Here is a 19,200-nt window from a genome sequence, read left to right on the forward strand (position 1 = left end):
CATTGAAAGACTGCTGAACTGCCGCTAAATTCAGTGAATCATGATACGCCGGTAAAGTTCCCATCATCCACTGCCGCTCCTGCATGCTGTTCCGAATCTTGTTCTGTCGGCAAATGGATTTGTCGTAATACTTCCATCCCGTCAAACAATAACCATTCTTCGAGGATTTTTTCATTACGGATCTTATAATGGCTGATGCCAGCAATATCAATGGCTTTTCCGCTAGGCGCACCAAAGTATCCTGTTCCTTCGTGCATCCCTTGGATTCTCCAGCGCACCGCTACATCCCAGTCACTTTCCGATCCGCGTTTATTGCACGTCACTCGTTCCACGATCACTTTCCCATTCGGAACGGAGGCGAACAAACTCATGAACATCCCTTGAATTTCACTCGCCCCGATGACATCCTTATTGCAGACATAATGAACGACGGCATTTTCCTCATAATATTCACGGACGAAGTTAAAGGAGCGCCTTGCCCAGATGCGGTTGAATACAAGCTGCATGAACTCGCCTATCTCGAATTCATCAGAGGATGGGGTGAACACCTTTGGCGGAAGCCCCATTTCGGCTGTCTCTTTAAAGCCGAATTGAATTGCTGGTGCAAGCTTCAGCGTGCTTTTGGCCATTTTTTTAGCCACCTCGACTGGATCCAGACCAAGCTGCAATACAAGGTGGTACGTATCCATAACAAGCCACTCTTCGTGAATTTTATTATTCAAGATCAAACAATCGGCGCTTGTTCTGAACATCACTTTCTTTCCTGTGGCTGGACCGTATAAGCTATCTCCAAGATTCGTCGCCACCGACCGTCCCCGATGTGAGGTGAAAAAACCGTCTTCATCGTTCCCGGACCAGATGACACTCCACCCCAACCCTTTCCGATCGGGGAACGCATGCAAGGTTTGCAGCGTGCCTGATATGACTTCATTGACCCCATGACTATTGATCAGCCCTTTATGAACGGAGACACTTGTGCTATACGTATCGTAAATCAGTCCGATGTCTTTTTCCTTCCAGATTTGACGCGTGATTTTCACGATATAATCGACGATGTTATTGTATTCCGGGTCAAAACCGTTCATCCGCTGTTTCTTTTGATACATCTCCTCTATATTTATATAATCAGAGTCATCCTTCGTATCCAGCATATTCACCTCATCGGCATCTGCATAGAAGATGTAGTTGGGCGATTTCTTGTCTGGGTGACTCGTTTTCCTTGCTGCCTTTCCTTCCTTTGGAGCGACATTCACTGAACCTGCTTTTTCCTCTTTTACCGCCATTTCGATTGAACCTGAATTTTTTTCTGCCATAGTGGAAAACCATCCTTTTTAATAGAGTTATAGCTTCCTTTATTTCAAATGCAAGCCGTTCTTCGTCTATCTTTATTTTTGCCCCACTTGGTACCGGTGATTTCCTTTTCAAATTCTTCTGGTTTATTCATTTTTCCTTGCTGTCAGTACATAATCACGAACTAGTGATATCAACTGTTCAACAGGCTTTGCATCATCAGGGAAATCTTGATTTTGAATACGTATTCAAAATCAAATGATATTATCGAATATAAACAATTTTCTAACTAATGTAAATAAAAAAAATTCAAAAGCGGAGCCTTCATCACTCTTCCCCTAAAAGTAAATAGAAGGCTCCTTTTCGTATTACTATAGTAGGGCGTTTGAAAGCCACTTCAAGAATGAGGAATCGGGGAACATGCATCCATCAATTCGTTTCATCCTCTAAAAAGGTTTGCCGTAATACGTCTATCCCATCAAATACGATCCATTCTTCAACAATTTTTTCATTGCGAACTTTTAGATGAGTAATGCCAAGAATTTCAACAGGCTTTCCACTAGGCAGACCGAACGTCCCGATTCCCTCATGAATACCTTGCAATCTCCACCTTACAGCAACATCCCACTCTTTATTGAATTCACCTTGATTGCATGTAACTCTTTCCAAGATCACCTTCGCCGTTGGAAACGATGCAAACAAACTAACAAGCAATCCTTGGATTCTTTTATGCCCTACAATATCTTGATCACAAATGTAATGTACCACTGCATGATCCGCGTAAAAATCTTTTACATGATTAAATAATCGCATTTCCCAAATTTTATTGTACATGTCTAAAACAAAATCTCCAATTTCGAAATATTCATGCTTTTTAGTGTATATCTCTGGCATGAATTGACCTTCCGTCACTTCAGGTCTCCCGAAACTGGACTGCTTCCGAGAGGTTCGTGCAAGGTTTTTAGCAACCTCGACCGGATTATATCCTAACTGTATAACTATATGGAGATAATCTCTTACAAGCCATTCTTCTATGATTCTGTTAGAATGAACAACACAATCTGCAATCACCCTGAAAGATGCCCTTTTGCCTGTCGCCGGTCCGAAACCTGTCGCTCCTAGATTTGTCCCCAATGACATGCTGCGGTGAGAGGTATAAAAGGCATCTTGGTCGTTGCCTGACCAAATGACTTGTTCCCCTACTATCTTTCGATCCGGAAAAGAATGCTGCATTTGAATGGAGTTTGACAGGACATGATTGATTCCATAATGATTAAGTGATCCTGCATGTACAATCGACTCATTATGGTAGTGCGAATAAATCAAGCCAAAACCATTTTCTTCCCAAATCCGATGGGTGCATTTCACAATATAATCGACAATGTCTACATAGGTTTTATCGAAGCCTCTCATGCTTTGTTTTCGTGTCGTGTTCTTCGAATATTCGTTATAATCCGCGTAGCCTAAACGATTGACTTCTGCATTATCTCCGTAAAAAACCTTGTCCTGAAAAACTATATTATTATGTGTGGTATTAAAGTCTAGTGATTCTTTCTTTTCCATCACTACTTTACTATCATCTACTTTTGTCAATTTTCACACATCCCCATACATTTGTTATGCCTCTGCTCCTTGATCGGCATGAACTTGTTTTCAAACATCCATCCCCTACGACTTTCTCATCAAATGATTATTTTCTTGTATATCCAGCAACCTCGATCTTAGGGCTGCATTCCATTCATAGCCTTATCCCCATAAAAGCTCTTGCTTGATTGAAGGATCGCTGTCCCCATACCTTATTGTTCATAAAGAGGGGACATCTCTATATCATCATCTGTGTTCAAGTTAATCTGTTTAAGGACATCCAACCCATCAAAAGTCATCCACTCTTCAACTACTTTTCCATCGATTACTCTCAGTTGAGTAATACCTGGAATTTCGACCGGTTTCCAACTAGGTTGTCCGAAGTAGCCTATTCCTTCATGCAATCCTTGGAGGCGCCATCTTACCGATACATCCCAAGCATCATTATCATTTATTGGGTTGCAGGTGACACGATCCATTAAAAACTTAGCATTCGGGAAGGATGCAAAAAGGCTAACGAGCATTCCTTGAATTTGATCGTAGCCAACAAGGTCTTTATCGCAAATATAATGAACCACTGCTTGATCTGCGTAATATTCATTTAGTTGATTAAACAAACGCCACTCCCAAATCTTATTGTACAAATCCAAAATGAACTCGCCAATTTCGAATTGAGGGGATTTTGGTTCAAATAAGGCTGGCATCAATTGACCATTCATCGTCTCGCTTAAGCCATAGTTGAGTTGTAAGGAAGATCCGTTAAGTTTTGAATTTTTTGCCAGACCTCTCGCTACTTCATGAGGGTCAAGTCCGAGTTGCTGAACAATATGAAGATTATCCCTCACTAACCATTCCTCATAGATCCGGTTCGAGTGTACGGCACAATCCACAATGGTCCTGAAGTTCACCCTTTTACCAGTCGAAGCCCCAAATGTCGAGTCCCCTAAATTCGTTGCAGTCGAGTTAATTCGGTGGGAGGAATAAAACCCAGCTTTATCGTCCCCAGACCAAACAACGTTTCCCCCTATTAATCTCCTGTCTGGAAAGGCATGTAATGTTTGCAGGGTATTGGAGATGACTGCGTTCATTCCTTGGAGATTCAAAGACCCACAATGCATGGTGACATTATTATGGTACGTTTTGTAAATAATACCAATGCCTCGTTCTTCCCAAATTTGATGAGTGATTTTCATGATGTAGTCCACTATGTTTACGTACTGTGGATCAAAACCATCCATGCTTTGTTTGCGATCCAGTTTTTTACTATACTCATTGAAATCATGAAATCCTAATCTATTAACCTCTTCACTATATCCATAATGGATTTTCCCATTATCGGAATTTCGTATATTCCTTGGCGCGGCTGATTGTACGGAAGCCTTTTCCTCGTTCACATCGGTGGTCTCTGTGAATTTAGTCATCCCATTAACACCTCTTCAACTTCATTTAACAGATTGCTTGGCCTTGCTTGAGACTACCTCATTTAGCGCAGACGTAATGACATTATTCAATATGACTCCAACGTATTGGGCGCCTTTATCAAAAGCATCGTTTGCAGCAGCGCTATTACCGGCAACCGTACCAATTGGCACACCGAGCTCTTTTCCTTGTGTGAACAGGTGGTTTATGACCTTTTGCACGTCAGGATGACTTGCACCTTCTAACTGATATCCCATGTTGACTGAGAGGTCCGTCGAGCCGATAAAGGCCAAATCAATTCCAGGCACTGTGGCAATGGCTTCAAAGTTGCTGGCTGCCGTTTTCGTTTCAATATGCACAATTATCATAACATTTTCATTACTCTCATCTAAATAGGGTTTTCCACTTTCTTTGCCGTAACGAGCCGGCCTGGTTGAATACGATACACCCCTATTCCCATATGGAGGGAATTTAGCTCTTTTTACGACCTCAAGTGCCTCTTCTTTCGTATTGACCATCGGTACTTGGACACCTTTTGCGCCGCGATCTAAAGCCTTTTGGATACTGGAGGGGTCATAGGAAACCCGGACGATCGGATCAACCCCAACAGAATCTGCCGTACGGATAATGTTTTCAAGCTCTGACGGACTGAATGCACCATGCTCGTCATCTATTAGGACAAAATCGAAGCCTGCATACCCAAGCATTTCGACTAAAGGAGGGGAATTTATCCCTAAAAATGCACCTAGAACCTGTTCCCCGCGTTTTATTTTTTCCTTTGTGGCATTCTTCATCATCTTTCCTCACCCTTCGTTAACCAATCCCTTAATAGAGCGCTTACTTTTTCTGGCTGTTCCAACGTACTTAAATGACCTGATTGATATACGATTTCCAATCTCGCGTCAGGGATATTTTCTTGTAGATATTCAGACATATGAACGGGACATACCGCGTCTTCCTTTCCTACTATAATCATGGTCGGGCATTGAATGGTAGAAAGGATGGGACGTTGGTCAGAGCGCGTCATCACGGCTTTTAACTGATTGATATAACCTTCTTCACCAACTTTTTCAGCCATCTCGATAATCTTTGATACGAATGCTTCATCATGTCTTCGGTCTGGATGGATTAACACCGGCAGCAGGTGGTTGTGCAGTATATCGAGGAATTGACCGTCATTGGTCATTTCGATAAACCTCTCCCAACCCGAGATTTGTTCAGGAAGGGGAGGGTTTGGATTCGTATCAAGCAACGCTAGCTTTATGACCCGCTCCGGTGCGATTCGCATGATTTCAAGAGAGATGATGCCGCCCAATGATAAGCCTGCAAGCGCAAACCGTTCGGGTGCACTTGCTAATATCCCATAGGCAATTCCTTCTATTGTATCAGCCTTGGAGACATCATAGACTTTCACATCAGCAAGATCTGATAGATTCATCGATTCCCATAACTGTTCATCACAAAGCGTTCCCGGAAGCAGAATGAGCGGTACCTTTTGCATGCTTATTTTTCACCCATTTTCAATTTATCGGCGATTTCCTTTTCAAGTTCTTCGAAGTTATCGGGTTTAATCATTTTTCCTAATTCATTGGCGTGGAAGCCATATTTAGCGGCATCTTTAATCACCTTTGGCGACCAGTAAGGGTCTTTTCCATCAAATACTTGATGCTGCTCCAAGACGGCAAAGATCCAGGCATCTTCTTCACTGATGTTTTCGAAGCCTCTCCATAAACCCGGGGGTAAAGAAATCAAGTCCCATTGATTGATGATCGTTTCCCCTTCAATTTCATCCGGTCCTTTTCCCCAGTAGAATCGCCATTTTCCTGATAGAGGAAGGAATGATTCAATGTAATCATGCGTATGGTATGCCGGGCCATTGCCTTTTTGGGCTTTCACCATTCCGATTTGAAAACCATGCGGCTCGGTGATTTCCGGTGTGAAATTATCATTTTCACTTGCTGTATCTCCGATTAATGTGTAGTTGATGCGTTGATGTCCTGGAATGATGCTATCAATGAACATTAACGGGATTCCCTTTGGTTTCATTTCATCGAAACGGACGATCCAATTGTTTTCCATTTCCTCATTCGTTACCGCTTTTTTCACTTTTGGCTCTTGTACTGTCATTTTCATTTTCCCCTTCCACGTTCATTATTTTTTTACATTTCAATCTATTTAAAGAGTGAAGACGGCAAGCTTCAATTCCGTCATTTCCTCAACTGAATACTTAACCCCTTCTCTGCCCGTGCCGCTGTTTTTCACACCGCCATATGGCATTTGATCAACCCTGAAGGAGGGGATGTCATTGACGATAACACCGCCGACTTCAAGCCGATCAACGGCATCGAACGCTTTTGGCATGGAGGTCGTATACACACCTGCCTGAAGGCCATATAATGAATCATTCACAAGATCGATGGCATCATCCCATGTTTTATAGGCGTTCACTGAAACGATCGGCGCAAATGCTTCTTGGCAGCTCAATGCCTCGGCAGGCTTGGCATTCTTAATGATGGTCGGGTGAAGGACTGCACCTGTCCTTGTTCCGCCAAGGACGATTTCAGTTCCTGCTGCCCGTGCCGCTTCAATCCATCCTTCAACGCGTTTCGCTTCATTAATGTGGATCAAAGCGGATAGGTCCGTATCTTCAGACTCCGGATTGCCAAATGTTAGCTCCTTCGCCTTTTCCGCAAACTTTTGCAGGAATGCTTCATGTAAATCTTCTTGTACATATATTCGCTGGATCGAGATGCACACTTGTCCTGAATAGGCAAAGGAACCTTCCACACAGCGCGCTGCAACGGCATCCAGGTCATCGACACTGTCGATGATGACAGCGGAATTGGAGCCCAGTTCCAATGTCACCTTCTTCAAGCCCGCTTTTTCTTTAATTCCTAAGCCAACTTCCACACTTCCTGTAAACGTAACCATTTTGATCCTTGGATCAGTGACCAACACATCGCCAATGACGCTCCCTTTTCCAGTGACGACATTAAGCGCTCCTTTCGGCAAGCCTGCTTCTTCAAAGATTTGCGCTGCCATGATTGCACTTAGCGGTGTTTGTGACGCTGGCTTCAATATGACTGCGTTACCTGCAGCAAACGCAGGACCAAGCTTATGTGCGGCTAAATTGAATGGAAAGTTAAAGGGTGTGATCGCAGCAATGACACCAAGAGGCTCACGCTTCGTATAAGCAAAACGGCCTTTCCCGTTTTTAGCGGCATCCATCGGGATCGTTTCACCATGAATCCGTTTTGCTTCCTCCGCCGCAAACTTATATGTCTCGATCGTGCGGAGAATTTCCCCTCTTGCGGCCTTTAAGGGCTTGGCATTTTCCTGTGTAAGGATGAAGGCGCATTCCTCAAGCCTCTCCTGAAATAGTGCTGCTGCGCGTTCCAAAATGGTTGAACGTTCAAGCGCCGTTAACTTTCTCATTTCCTTTGCACCACGTTCGGCACAATCGATTGCTGTTAATACGGCGTCCTTTTCTGCCAAAGGGACTTGTGCGATCACCTTTCCCGAATAAGGAGATAGCAGATTGTAGTGATCATTCCCCTCTTTCCACTCGCCGCCGATGAATAATTTCTTTTTATCTGAATCTGTCCCAATCAACTTAAATTCCCTCCCGTCCTTTAAAGGCACTCTGATAGATTCCCAGAATCTTTTGTTCATTCAATTGGTAAGGGGTGTTCGATAGCAGGCGATCAATTTTCGCTGCCTGCTTTGCCATCATCGGCAGCGAATCCTCTCCTATGTCAAGCTCCGCTAACGTGTGAGGCAGATCCAGGTCGTCAAGAAGCTGATGCATATAATCGACAACGGCCTTTAATGCTTCATTCGGTTGTGACTTGAAATCACCCAGCTGTAGAAAGGATGCGACATCCACCATTTCCTTCGTGCATGTTTTGCCTATCACTTCGAAAACATATGGCATCAAGAGAGCATTCGAAACCCCATGCTCAATATGGAATGTACCGCCCAAAGGATAGGCGAGTGCATGAACCGCCCCAACTCCCGCATTTGCAAGAGCTACGCCAGCGAGCGAGCTTACCCAACTCATCCCCACCCGTGCCTCTAGGTCGCTTCCATTGTGGACAGCTCCAGTAATGTTCGAAGTGAATAGCTTCATGGCCCTTTCTGAGTAAACCTTCGTGAGCGGTGTCGACTTGATGGCGATATACGATTCAATCGCATGTGTAAACGCATCCACCCCTGATGCCGCGGTCACCCGAGACGGACAGGAAACGGTCAGCTCGGGATCGATGATGGCTGCGTCCGGAAGGAACACCGGACTTACAAGCCCTCTTTTAACCTGCTGCTCTTCATCGCCAAATATGGCATTCATCGTCACTTCCGACCCTGTTCCGGAGGTTGTCGGCAGAAGGATGCATTTCACCGTCCTTGATTCGATCGTTTCCTCTCCGCTTAAATAAGGCGCCAAATTTGATTTTCCGCATAAAGCGGCGGTTGCTTTGGCGACATCCAGCGCGCTTCCCCCGCCAATTCCGATGATCAAGTCGCACTTTTCGGCTTGAAGCGTTTCGACCGCATCTTGCAATAGCTGAAACGTTGGCTCGCCGGCAATGTTCGTATAAGTGACGGTTGGCACGGAAAGTGGTTCAATGAGATCTACCACCCTTTGGACAACGCCCACCTTTTCAAGCCCCTTATCACTAACGATGGCAACCTTCCTGGCACCAAGCGATTCAATTTCTTTCGCGAGCGTCGCAAATGCTCCAACACCAAAGCGGAAAACGGCCGGCATTCGAAAATCATGGATCATTTGTTGTCTATTTTGATTAACTGACATGTTCATTTTCCTCCTTTGAATACGTATTCAAAAAAACTCACCAGACAGTCCACCCGCCATCAACCACCAAGGTTTGGCCTGTCATCATATCCGAACTTTTTGAAGCCAGATAGAGCACACCGCCGAATAGGTCCTCCGTTTTAGCAAGCCTGCCGAGAGGAATCCTGCCCAATACTTCGCGTTTGAAGGCTTCATCCTCAAACATCTGCTTAGTCATCGGTGTCTCTATGAAGGTTGGGGCTATGGCATTGACATTGATTTGATGCGGTGCCCACTCTATTGCCAGCGCTTTCGTCATCTGGGTAATCCCCCCCTTGCTGGAGGAATAGGCTGCCCGCTTGTAATAGCCGACGAATGCCATCTGCGAGGACATATTGATGATTTTCCCTTGTTTCCGCATGATCATATACTTGCCTGCTGCTTGACTCGTGAAAAAGACACTTTTTAAATTAATGTCCAGCACCTTATCCCAATCCTGTGGTGTCAGCTCTTCTGCTGGCTTTGCCACATTGATTCCGGCGTTATTTATTAAAATGTCGATCCTGCCGAAGTGCTCATATATCCCTTCCATTATCTGTGCGGTGTCTTCCACCTTCGTTAAATCAAAGGGTACGGGTAAAACATCCACACCCATTCGCTCAATTTCATGTGCAGCTTCTTCGAGTTGCTCTTTATTGCGGGCAACTATGGCGATATGTGCTCCGGCCTGTGCAAGGATTTTGGCCAAGTCTTTGCCGATTCCCTTGCTTGCACCGGTAATGATCGCCACTTTACCGTCTAAATTAAATAGTTGATTGATGTCCAACCTATCACCCATCTTTACCTCATCGAGGAGATTTTTGCTAATCCCGAAATAAAGCATTTGTTTTTGAATACGTATTCAAAAATGGGATGCAATGATTTGATCGATTACAAATTAAAATATATCCAACTTTCTGACTTTTGTAAATAGTAAAATTATTTTTTATGGAGAAATTTCCTGCAAACATACTTGAGACCACCCCAAAGCCGCTCATGACACTCATTCTTGTTTTGGGGCTGGTCCTGTTGTACGGCGGATCATCAATTCAGGCTCAAGGAAAATTTGGATCGATTCAGCTGCTTCTTCTTTATGCTCGATCAAATAAATCAGCTTTTCCAATGCCGTCAACGACATTTGATCCATTTTTTGCGATATGGTGGTCAGCCCGATGAATTCATTGGAGGCGAGCCTTATATCATCAAACCCAACAACCGACAAATCATCCGGGATTTTCATGTCCAGGCTTGAGGCTGCCCCTAAAACGGCAAGTGCCATTTGATCGGATGCGGCGATGATTGCAGTGGGCCTATCCTTTTTCTTGAGCAGTTTTTTCGTAAATGAATAGATTTCATCATAGGAAAATTCACTATTGAAAATCAAATCCCCATCGATTGCATATCCATTGTCCGCCAGCTCTTGTTTATAGCCCATCGTTCGTTCATAAGTCGCTAAGTATTTGGAAGGTCCAGATATTTTCGCGATTCTTTCATGGCCCAATCCCAATAGGTGCTGGACGGCGAGCCTCGCCCCTTTATTATTGTCCATGACAATAAAGTTCACATCTTCAATGTCCAGGGAGCTATTATACAATAAAACGGGAAATCCATTCTTATGTAATTTCTTAATTTTTTCAGTATAGTTTTTACTCACACTTGTGAGGATGATTCCGTCCACCCGCTTACCAATCAGCAAATTGATCGCCTGCTCCAGGTTCTCATCTTTATGGCCCGTATTATATACGATGACATCATATTTCAATTCCTGGGCCCTCTCGATGATCACCTCAGCCGTTTCGGCAAAGAAAGGGTTGGATATGCTTCCTAATATCAAGCCGATGGACTTCGTTCTTTTTTCGACAAGGCTTCGGGCAATTTCATCCCTTGTGAACCCCAGTTCTTCAATGACAGCAAGAACCTTTTCACGGGTATTCTTCTTAATATACGGATAATCATTCAGCACCCTTGAAACCGTTGACTGTGAAACCCCAGCAATTCTTGCCACATCTTCCGTCGTCAATCTCTTCATACTCATTTAATCCTTTCTACGCCTAAAATCGTTTTACTAATAAACTAAATGGGCATTCATCGACACCCATCGCTTATAATATATCATAATATTACAAATTTTTCTTCCCGTTATGAAATCAGCCAAAAAAAGCCCATCGCTAAAATGGGCTAATTCCAAACCATTATGGGTCATTGAAACTTTTTCTTCAAAAAACGATAGAGACCGTCTTCCCTATATGAATACTCCGTCACTCCATCTGCCTGTTCCTTGACAAGATCAGTCGCGTTTTTCATGGCAATGCAGTGCCCGGCGAATTGAAAGAGCGGAAGGTCATTTTCGCCATCGCCTACAGCGAGGATGTTTTTCGGTTCGACCTGGAAATGCTTCAGCAAGTGGCGGACGCCCGTTGCTTTCGAGACGCCTGCCACCGTCACTTCGACATTATGGTGGGTCGAGGATGCTGTTGTGAAAGCATGCTCCTTCTTGATTCCTTCCAGATCATCAATCCATTTTTCCATGATATGGATTACATTGCTGAAAAAATAGATTTTGGCGATGCTCCCAGTCTCCAATCGTTCCACCCATTTTATTTTCCCTTCCATTGCATCCTGTCTTGAGAGCCATTCATTCTCATCGACGGTTGCAGGCTTTTGCACCATTCCTTGTTTAACCATATAGTCTTTATCTTTTCGTAACGTCATCCGTGCTCCATCGTTCGGATGAACTTCATAATACATCTCTTCCGCACCCGCTTTCGCGACCAATCGCTCCACAAGCCCGGGCGGCAAAGCGTTTTCGACAATCTGTTCGGTCCCGATGAATACCGACATTCCATTCGCCGTCACCATGGCATCGACCAGCATGTGGGACGGCAGCACGTCCTTCACTTCTTCCAGCGTTCTTCCCGTTGCGATGAAGACAAGCTTTCCGCTTTCCCTAAGTTCGCTTATGTACTGTATCAGGGTCTCGTTCACCGTATTGATTTCGTTCAATGTTGTGCCATCCAAGTCCAGCACAATGGCTTCAATCGTCATGTACTCACCTCAATATCGATCCTGGAAATGCCAACAGCCCACTCTCTACTTGATGATAGGCTGCTGGTTCGTTCCTTTATTTATATTAGTATAACATGTCAGGATAATCCTAACAGCTTCATGACACTGAGGATCAGGAGACCGACTACACCGAAGTCGGAATCGCCGAATGTCGTACCTTCAAATCCTACATTCCCTAAAAAGACGAGGAGTATGGCCGGCAGGAAGCTGATGATGATGCCGTTGGCAAATGATCCGAGCATCGCCCCGCGCCGGCCGCCTGTGGCATTTCCGAAAACACCGGCTGCCGCCCCGGTAAAGAAATGGGGAACGAGTCCCGGGACGATGACCTTCAATCCAATCACTGGCAGAAGGAACATCGACAATAATCCAGCTAAAAAGCTGAATAGGAACCCAATGATCACGGCATTCGGTGCGAACGGAAAGATGGTTGGGCAATCCAGTGCAGGTTTTGTGTTTGGTGCGACTTTATCCGCGATCCCCTTGAAGGCTGGGACGATCTCGGCAATCAGCATCCGCACCCCTGCAAGAATGATGTAGACCCCTGCCGCAAATGTAATGGCCTGGATGAATGAAAATACGATGAAATTCGAACCGCCGGATAATTTTGTTTCAATATAATCCTGGCCGGCAAACAATGCGACGATCACGAAAAACATCGTCATGGTAAGGGAAACAGCGACTGATGTGTCCCTTAAGAATCCTAACGATTTTGGTACCTTGATTTGCTCTGTCGTCTTTTCCTTATTTCCAAACCATTTCCCGACCGTTGCAGAAACGAAATATCCGATCGTCCCGAAGTGGCCGATTGCAAAATCATCGCTTCCGGTGATTTTGCGCACGTATGGTTGAAGGAGCGCAGGAAACAGCACCATGCAGCCTCCCAACAGAATCGAACCGACCAAGATAAGTACAACGCCATCAAGCCCGCCGACAGACAGGGTGACCGCAAGTAAACAAGCCATGAATAACGTATGGTGTCCCGTCAGGAATATATATTTAAATGGCGTGAAGCGAGCTAGTAAGACATTGACGACCATACCAAAAACCATGATTAATGCTGTCGAAGTGCCAAAATCACTTTGTGCCGCTGCGACTATGGCTTCATTATTCGGGATGACCCCCTGAACATTGAAGGCGTGATCGAACATTTGACTGAATATATCCAGCGCACCAATGAGTACTGCCGCACCCGCGCCAATGATAATGAAGCCCATAACGGTCTTTAACGTTCCGGATACAACATCCGCAGCAGCTTTCCGTTGTAACAGCAGGCCGACTAACGCAAACAGACCGACCAGTATCGATGGTGTACCCAAGATATCATTCATGATAAGCTCCAGCATTGCCTCAACCCCCATTCGTTATGATTTTTGTTTATAGATGATTGGCTAATTTCGAAGTGATTTCAGGGATGCTCATCATATTTTCCAGTGTGACGATCAAGCGCGATCCGTCATCCAGCTGCCCGACGATATCCGCGGCCCCAAGGAATATATCCGCCTGAACCGTTTTGGCCGATGTAAGGTCGGTATGATCGACCTCGGCCGTTTTCCCCATCTCCGTCAATGCTTTTTTCACATTCATCTCCATGATGAAGCTGCTGCCCAATCCATTCCCGCATACTACCATGATTTTTTTCATATCAATCTCTCCTTTTATCCGAAATGGACTTCCAATTTAGATTTGATTTCAGGGATGCTCATCATGTTTTCCAGTGTGACGATCAAGCGCGATCCATCATCCAGCTGGCCGACGATATCCGCGGCCCCAAGGAATATATCCGCCTGAACCGTTTTGGCCGATGTAAGGTCGGTATGATCGACCTCGGCCGTTTTCCCCATTTCCGTCAATGCCTTTTTCACATTCATCTCCATGATGAAGCTGCTGCCCAATCCGTTCCCGCATACTACCATGATTTTTTTCATTCCGTTTCCTCCTTCGAATATGTATGAACGTACTCCATAAGGACCTCTTTATCTGTAGTCCGCAGAATGTCTTCAATGTTGGCTGGTTCATTCAATAATTGAGTAAGCTGGATCAATGCACGCAAATGTGAATCATTATCTACGGCAGCTAAAATGATGATCAGGCGTACCGGTTTATCCGGCGCAAAATCCACTGCTTCCTCCAATTTCAACAAGCTCATCGATAACGACCGGACTCCCTGCTCCGGCCGTGCATGGGGAATCGCCACTCCAGGCGTTATCACTACATATGGTCCATTCGTTTCTATCGCCTCGATCATGGCATCCACATATCGTTCTTCGACGGTTCCTAAGTCCACGAGAGGCTTGGCCGCGAGTTGAATGCCTTCCTTCCAATCGGAAACGTGCGGCTGTAATTGAATCGTTTGCATATTGAGCAGTTCTTCTAACACAGGCTTCTCTGCCTCCTTTAAAGAAAATTGAGTTACTTTTGGCGTATGATCATACATCTTCGACTGCAGCGCCTTTTCAAGCTGATCCTGTTCATGGATCGTGGCATACTTGGAGATGAGCTTTACTAATGCTGCAACATCCACACCTTCCGTCGTATATCCGTACAATTGCTGCATCACCTGCTGGCGTAATGTATGTTTATCCTGCATTTCCAAAATCGGCGGTACGACGAATAATATCGCGTTTGTCCGCATATGCACGGTTGAAAAGACAAGGTCATACGAAAGGGTATATTCAGCCGCATTCCTTACGGATAAAACATCCAGGAACAAAATGTCGGGAAACAGCTCCCTCAATGTATAAATGAGGATATTGCTGATGCCCACTCCATTCGGACAAACGACGATTGCCCTTTTTCGATCATCCAATGTCGTTCCTTGCCTCCGGAGCCAGCCGCCAAAATAGATCGTGAAGTAGGCCACTTCCTCTTCCGATATTGGACAGCCAATTTCTTTCTCCAGCACCCGCAAGGATTTTTTTGTCAAATGATGCAGCTCAGGATATACCTTCTGCACCCTTCCCGTCATCGGATTCATTTGCGGAAGACCATACCGCAGGCGATGATAGGCCGGTTTGAAATGAACGTATAGCTGTTGGCATAGCTGCTCTTTGTCCTTCAGGTGAACGAATGCCAGCCTCTCGAACTCTTCCACGATTTCCTGCAAAAGATGTTGAATGAATTCATCATCCTTAAGAGGCGAAATATCCTTCGTGCGATTCATGCTCATTAAATGTAAGGCTGCATAAAGGTTTTCCGTTTCGCTCCATGTCGCTTGAAACGCATCGCTTCTCGTCATGCCCTCAATCATTTTGTATTCTTCCGTCGTAACGAACGGCGCCCAGCTCGGGTCTGCCGATAACACTTCCCCTTTGCCAATGAGCTGATCGGTGCATAAAAACAAATAAGTCAGTTCATGCAGCCTCTCATCGGTGAAGGTAATGCCCCATTTACGCTCGATTCTTTCGAGCTGGGACCGTATCGCGCTGATCCTGCTTTCGTATCGCCCCCAGATGCACTCCATGACCGGTTCACTATTCGGACTGTTCAGCACATCATGGACCAAACGCTCGATGACATATCTCTTAGCCCGGCTGTCTCCCCTTGCCACATAACCTTCTTGTTTCGAATACTGGATCTTAAGCATCATGTCCCTGTGTTTTTCCTTTAACCGCTTTAAATCCTTCAACACCGTATTACGCGATATTCCAGTGAGTGATTGAAAATGGTAGACGGACAGTTCTTCCTCGCTTAACAAAATCATCAAGTAAAAAACTCTTTCTCTATCCGTCTCTGAAAATATATAATTCCTTTTTGTCAGTTTAACGTCCAAATCTTCATCCTTGATTGTTCCAGAAAAGGAATAGCCCGTCTCACGGCCATATTGAATTGGCTCATATCCATGAAATTCGAGCCAATCATTCGCCTTGGAAAGACCATATTGAATTTGCCTTCTCGTCAAGCCGGTTTGTGCTTCAAGCTCCTTCATTTTCGAAATGGGCGAATGCTTCAATAGCTTTACTAAATTAGCGCTTCTTTCATCTAAAAACATGCTCATTCCCTCTCCCTGCCTCTACAATATCCCACTTCCTATTAGAAATGAATGATTTCTGAGTTCGTTTCTTGTCACATGGACTGCACAATATTATACTCCATAAATATTTGTGCACAATCTTTTATAACGAAGACATGAGAGCGAAAGAGGGGGGAAAAATCCCTTCTCTGGATGCGGCCCGGCCCATCCACTCAAAGACCTCTCCAGCAAATAATGAAAAAAGGCTTCGGAGTGACCGAAACCTTTTTGTCTACTATACAATCAACCGCTCACGCTCAATGTGCAGCCGGTTTTTTCAAGAATAATGAAAGCACCACATTCACGATGGCAAGCAGTAAACTGATTTTGAATACAAGTGATGATCCTGTAGCAGCCGCTGCCGGCAGGTCATTTGCGACATCAGCCAGATAGCTGCTTTGCTTCGCAGAGAAAAGCGATATCATGACGGCAATGCCGATTGCCCCTGATACTTGCTGGGAGGTCTGCGTAATCGCGATACCATCCGGATAGAATTGCCTTGGCAAGGCATTCAATGTATTCGTTTGTACGGAAGCAAGTACCATGCCTATGCCAAGCATCATCACGATATGCGTGGCTGCCACGATCCAAAGGGCCGTTTCCGTTCCGTACATGGCATATAGCCCGTAGCCAATCGCAACCAATGCCGTCCCCGGAGTAATTATGGCGCGAGGTCCATATTTATCGAATAGCCGCCCGATAATCGGCGCGAATACGCAGTTCAATAAACTGCCTGGCAGCATGATCAAGCCAGTGGCGAACGCCGAAACGATTAACGCCATTTGCATATACATCGGCAGCACAACAAGCATCGATAACATGTTGAAGAACGTAATCATGTTCATCACAAGTCCCAGCACAAAGAGTGGATACTTGAATGCCTTTAAATTCAGCATCGGGTTTTCCATCTTCGTTTGACGGAGTGCGAAGAAAATGAGGGCAAGCATCCCCACGATGATTGTGCCCATTACCGTCGTATTCGCCCAGCCAAGATCTCCGCCTGCGCTTACCCCATACACAACGCCGCCAAAGCCTATCGTCGATAACACAACTGACAAGAAATCAATCGAAACCGATCGGATTTCATTCACATTCGGAATGAAAATATAGCCAAAAATAAGCGAAAATAATAAAAACGGAATCGTAAACCAGAATATAAAATGCCACGATAACGTATCTAAAATCATTCCAGCCAAGGTAGGACCGAAGGCTGGACCCGCTAAAATGACCAATCCCATGATCCCCATTGCCCCTCCACGTTTATGCGGCGGAAAAATCGTGAAGATGACATTTTGCGTCAACGGCAAAATGATCGCCAGTCCAGCTGCCTGAATGACACGTGCCGTCAATAGCACACTAAACGCCGGGGCCACTGCCGCGACGATCGTTCCGATGATGGAAAAAAATAAAGACGCCAAGAACATTTGGCGTGTTGTAAACTTTTGCATTAAAATTCCTGTAACCGGCACTAGAATGCCCAGTGTCAAAAAGTAGCCTGTTGCCAGCCACTGTATGGTCGTCGCATCTACTTCAAAAATATGGATTAATTCACCCAATGCGATGTTTAATGCAGTTTCACTAAATAGCCCAACAAACCCTGCGACCAAAAGAGCCGCCATTATCGGTCCTGTTTTTATCTGTTTTTCCACTTGTTAAAAACTCCCTCAATATATTTGATAGCCATCGCAAAACCGATGTCTCGGACAAATAAAAATACATCTCCGATTCTTCTTAAAAATAGATCTCTTCCCCGCGCTTTTCGACTGATCCCCAACTGTTCTTTGCCGAATCGTTGCAAGATCCTAGCGACGATTTTGTATCCTTGTCTGCAGCACACCACCTTATTATACCAACCGGTCTATTTGTTACTATACCAAAAAAAATTCCCTCGATGTAAGAACTTTTTACTCCCCATTTAACGAATTCACATTTTAGACACACCTATATTCGCATGATCGTTTTTATCACGCTGACCGAGTTCGCGCTTTTTTTCAAGTTTGGGGATTTTACTCGCCAATTGGGTTTTTACTCGCCAATTGGGTTTTTCACGCTTAATTGGGGTGGTTAACACGCTTTTTTGAGCGAGTGCTTGCTCGCTGGTTGCGTTTCCTACAAATTGAGGGCCATTTACACGGAGTTTAATGCTTTTTTTTACGAAATCGGAACTTTACTCGCCAGTTTGGGCGTTTTACTCGCCAATTCCGGGACTTTACTCGCCAATTAGAGGACTTTACTCGCCAATTCGGGGTTTTTACTCGCCAATTTGATTTTTCACGCATAATTGGGGTGGTTCACACGCTTTTTTGAGCGAGTGCTCCACTGCTTGCGTTGCTCACGAATTGAGGGCCATTTACGCCGAGTTTAATGCTTTTTTTTACGAAATCGGAACTTTACTCCCCAATTTAGGCCTTTTACTCGCCAATTCGGGGTTTTTACTCGCCAATTTGATTTTTCACGCTTAATTGGGGTGGTTCACACGCTTTTTTGAGCGAGTGCTCCACTGCTTGCGTTGCTCACGAATTGAGGGCCTTTTACACGGAGTTTAATGCTTTTTTCCACCAAATTGGAGCTTTACTTCCCATTTCGCAGCTTTTACTCGCGAATTCAAATTTCACGTGAATTGAATGGCCGGATTTATCGCTCAAACGCATGATTTTATCATTTGCGATCAAGCAGAAATGAAGAAAATGAAAGGAATTTCAATTTTCTTGAATGAAAATGATTTTTATTATCAATAATAAAAAAGAAGAAGGGCAACCAGTTGATGGTTACCCTCCGCCGTTTTAAACTCCTGGATCAAATGTTTTGCAATCCGTTTCTTTACTATTCGATGCATGATTCCCTTTATGGCTCACTACATAAATAGCCTCTGCATTACATTTGTTTCCAGAATGCCAGTGTACACAATTATTTACCTCACATAAAACATCTTTTGCCATCGTATTACACCTCCTCATTTGTTATCATTAACAAATTTGGGGGTATTGATACTTTCCTTTTT

Annotated in this window: 17 protein-coding genes; all 17 read right to left on the reverse strand. The window is 44.6% G+C overall.

Annotated features, from left to right (window positions below):
* Nucleotides 1-38: 38 nt before the first annotated feature.
* Nucleotides 39-1,313, reverse strand: coding sequence for a nuclear transport factor 2 family protein (locus tag ABE28_RS19210; protein WP_064465481.1), 1,275 nt, complete (start codon nt 1,311-1,313; stop codon nt 39-41).
* Between the two features lie 406 nt (nt 1,314-1,719).
* Complete coding sequence (locus ABE28_RS19215; RefSeq protein ID WP_218971329.1) at nt 1,720-2,883, reverse strand: ester cyclase; 1,164 nt, start codon at nt 2,881-2,883, stop codon at nt 1,720-1,722.
* Between the two features lie 203 nt (nt 2,884-3,086).
* Nucleotides 3,087-4,295: an ester cyclase gene (locus ABE28_RS19220; protein WP_083232151.1), complete on the reverse strand. Its 1,209-nt coding sequence runs from the start codon at nt 4,293-4,295 to the stop codon at nt 3,087-3,089.
* Between the two features lie 21 nt (nt 4,296-4,316).
* Nucleotides 4,317-5,090 (reverse strand): HpcH/HpaI aldolase family protein, encoded by a 774-nt coding sequence (locus tag ABE28_RS19225; protein ID WP_064465482.1) that lies wholly within the window; start codon nt 5,088-5,090, stop codon nt 4,317-4,319.
* A complete protein-coding gene (locus ABE28_RS19230; protein WP_064465483.1) occupies nt 5,087-5,794 on the reverse strand; it encodes an alpha/beta fold hydrolase in 708 nt (235 codons plus the stop codon). Before ABE28_RS19230 ends, ABE28_RS19225 begins: the two co-directional genes overlap by 4 nt.
* Nucleotides 5,795-5,796: 2 nt before the next feature.
* Entirely contained in the window at nt 5,797-6,420 is a 624-nt protein-coding gene (locus ABE28_RS19235) for a cupin domain-containing protein (RefSeq protein WP_064465484.1), read from the reverse strand.
* A gap of 48 nt (nt 6,421-6,468) precedes the next feature.
* Nucleotides 6,469-7,902 (reverse strand): aldehyde dehydrogenase family protein, encoded by a 1,434-nt coding sequence (locus ABE28_RS19240; RefSeq protein ID WP_064465594.1) that lies wholly within the window; start codon nt 7,900-7,902, stop codon nt 6,469-6,471.
* A 4-nt stretch (nt 7,903-7,906) separates the two neighbouring features.
* Nucleotides 7,907-9,103: an iron-containing alcohol dehydrogenase gene (locus ABE28_RS19245; RefSeq protein WP_257390636.1), complete on the reverse strand. Its 1,197-nt coding sequence runs from the start codon at nt 9,101-9,103 to the stop codon at nt 7,907-7,909.
* A 37-nt stretch (nt 9,104-9,140) separates the two neighbouring features.
* On the reverse strand, nt 9,141-9,920 hold the full coding sequence (locus ABE28_RS19250; RefSeq protein ID WP_064465485.1) for an SDR family NAD(P)-dependent oxidoreductase: 780 nt from the start codon (nt 9,918-9,920) through the stop codon (nt 9,141-9,143).
* Nucleotides 9,921-10,124: 204 nt separating this feature from the next.
* Nucleotides 10,125-11,150: a LacI family DNA-binding transcriptional regulator gene (locus tag ABE28_RS19255; protein WP_064465486.1), complete on the reverse strand. Its 1,026-nt coding sequence runs from the start codon at nt 11,148-11,150 to the stop codon at nt 10,125-10,127.
* Nucleotides 11,151-11,320: 170 nt separating this feature from the next.
* Nucleotides 11,321-12,166, reverse strand: coding sequence for a Cof-type HAD-IIB family hydrolase (locus ABE28_RS19260; protein ID WP_064465487.1), 846 nt, complete (start codon nt 12,164-12,166; stop codon nt 11,321-11,323).
* Nucleotides 12,167-12,264: 98 nt separating this feature from the next.
* Nucleotides 12,265-13,533 carry a PTS ascorbate transporter subunit IIC gene (locus tag ABE28_RS19265; RefSeq protein ID WP_064465488.1) on the reverse strand — a complete coding sequence of 423 codons (1,269 nt, stop codon included), beginning with the start codon at nt 13,531-13,533 and terminating at the stop codon, nt 12,265-12,267.
* A 31-nt stretch (nt 13,534-13,564) separates the two neighbouring features.
* Nucleotides 13,565-13,831 (reverse strand): PTS sugar transporter subunit IIB, encoded by a 267-nt coding sequence (locus ABE28_RS19270; RefSeq protein ID WP_064465489.1) that lies wholly within the window; start codon nt 13,829-13,831, stop codon nt 13,565-13,567.
* 14 nt (nt 13,832-13,845) lie between these two features.
* Complete coding sequence (locus ABE28_RS19275) at nt 13,846-14,115, reverse strand: PTS sugar transporter subunit IIB (protein WP_064465490.1); 270 nt, start codon at nt 14,113-14,115, stop codon at nt 13,846-13,848.
* Complete coding sequence (locus tag ABE28_RS19280; RefSeq protein WP_257390637.1) at nt 14,112-16,184, reverse strand: BglG family transcription antiterminator; 2,073 nt, start codon at nt 16,182-16,184, stop codon at nt 14,112-14,114. Before ABE28_RS19280 ends, ABE28_RS19275 begins: the two co-directional genes overlap by 4 nt.
* 272 nt (nt 16,185-16,456) lie before the next feature.
* Nucleotides 16,457-17,848, reverse strand: coding sequence for a DHA2 family efflux MFS transporter permease subunit (locus ABE28_RS19285; RefSeq protein ID WP_083232154.1), 1,392 nt, complete (start codon nt 17,846-17,848; stop codon nt 16,457-16,459).
* 1,134 nt (nt 17,849-18,982) lie between these two features.
* On the reverse strand, nt 18,983-19,138 hold the full coding sequence (locus tag ABE28_RS19290) for a DUF1540 domain-containing protein (RefSeq protein WP_064505156.1): 156 nt from the start codon (nt 19,136-19,138) through the stop codon (nt 18,983-18,985).
* Nucleotides 19,139-19,200: the final 62 nt, after the last annotated feature.

The organism is Peribacillus muralis, assembly GCF_001645685.2.
Taxonomy (GTDB): domain Bacteria; phylum Bacillota; class Bacilli; order Bacillales; family DSM-1321; genus Peribacillus; species Peribacillus muralis_A.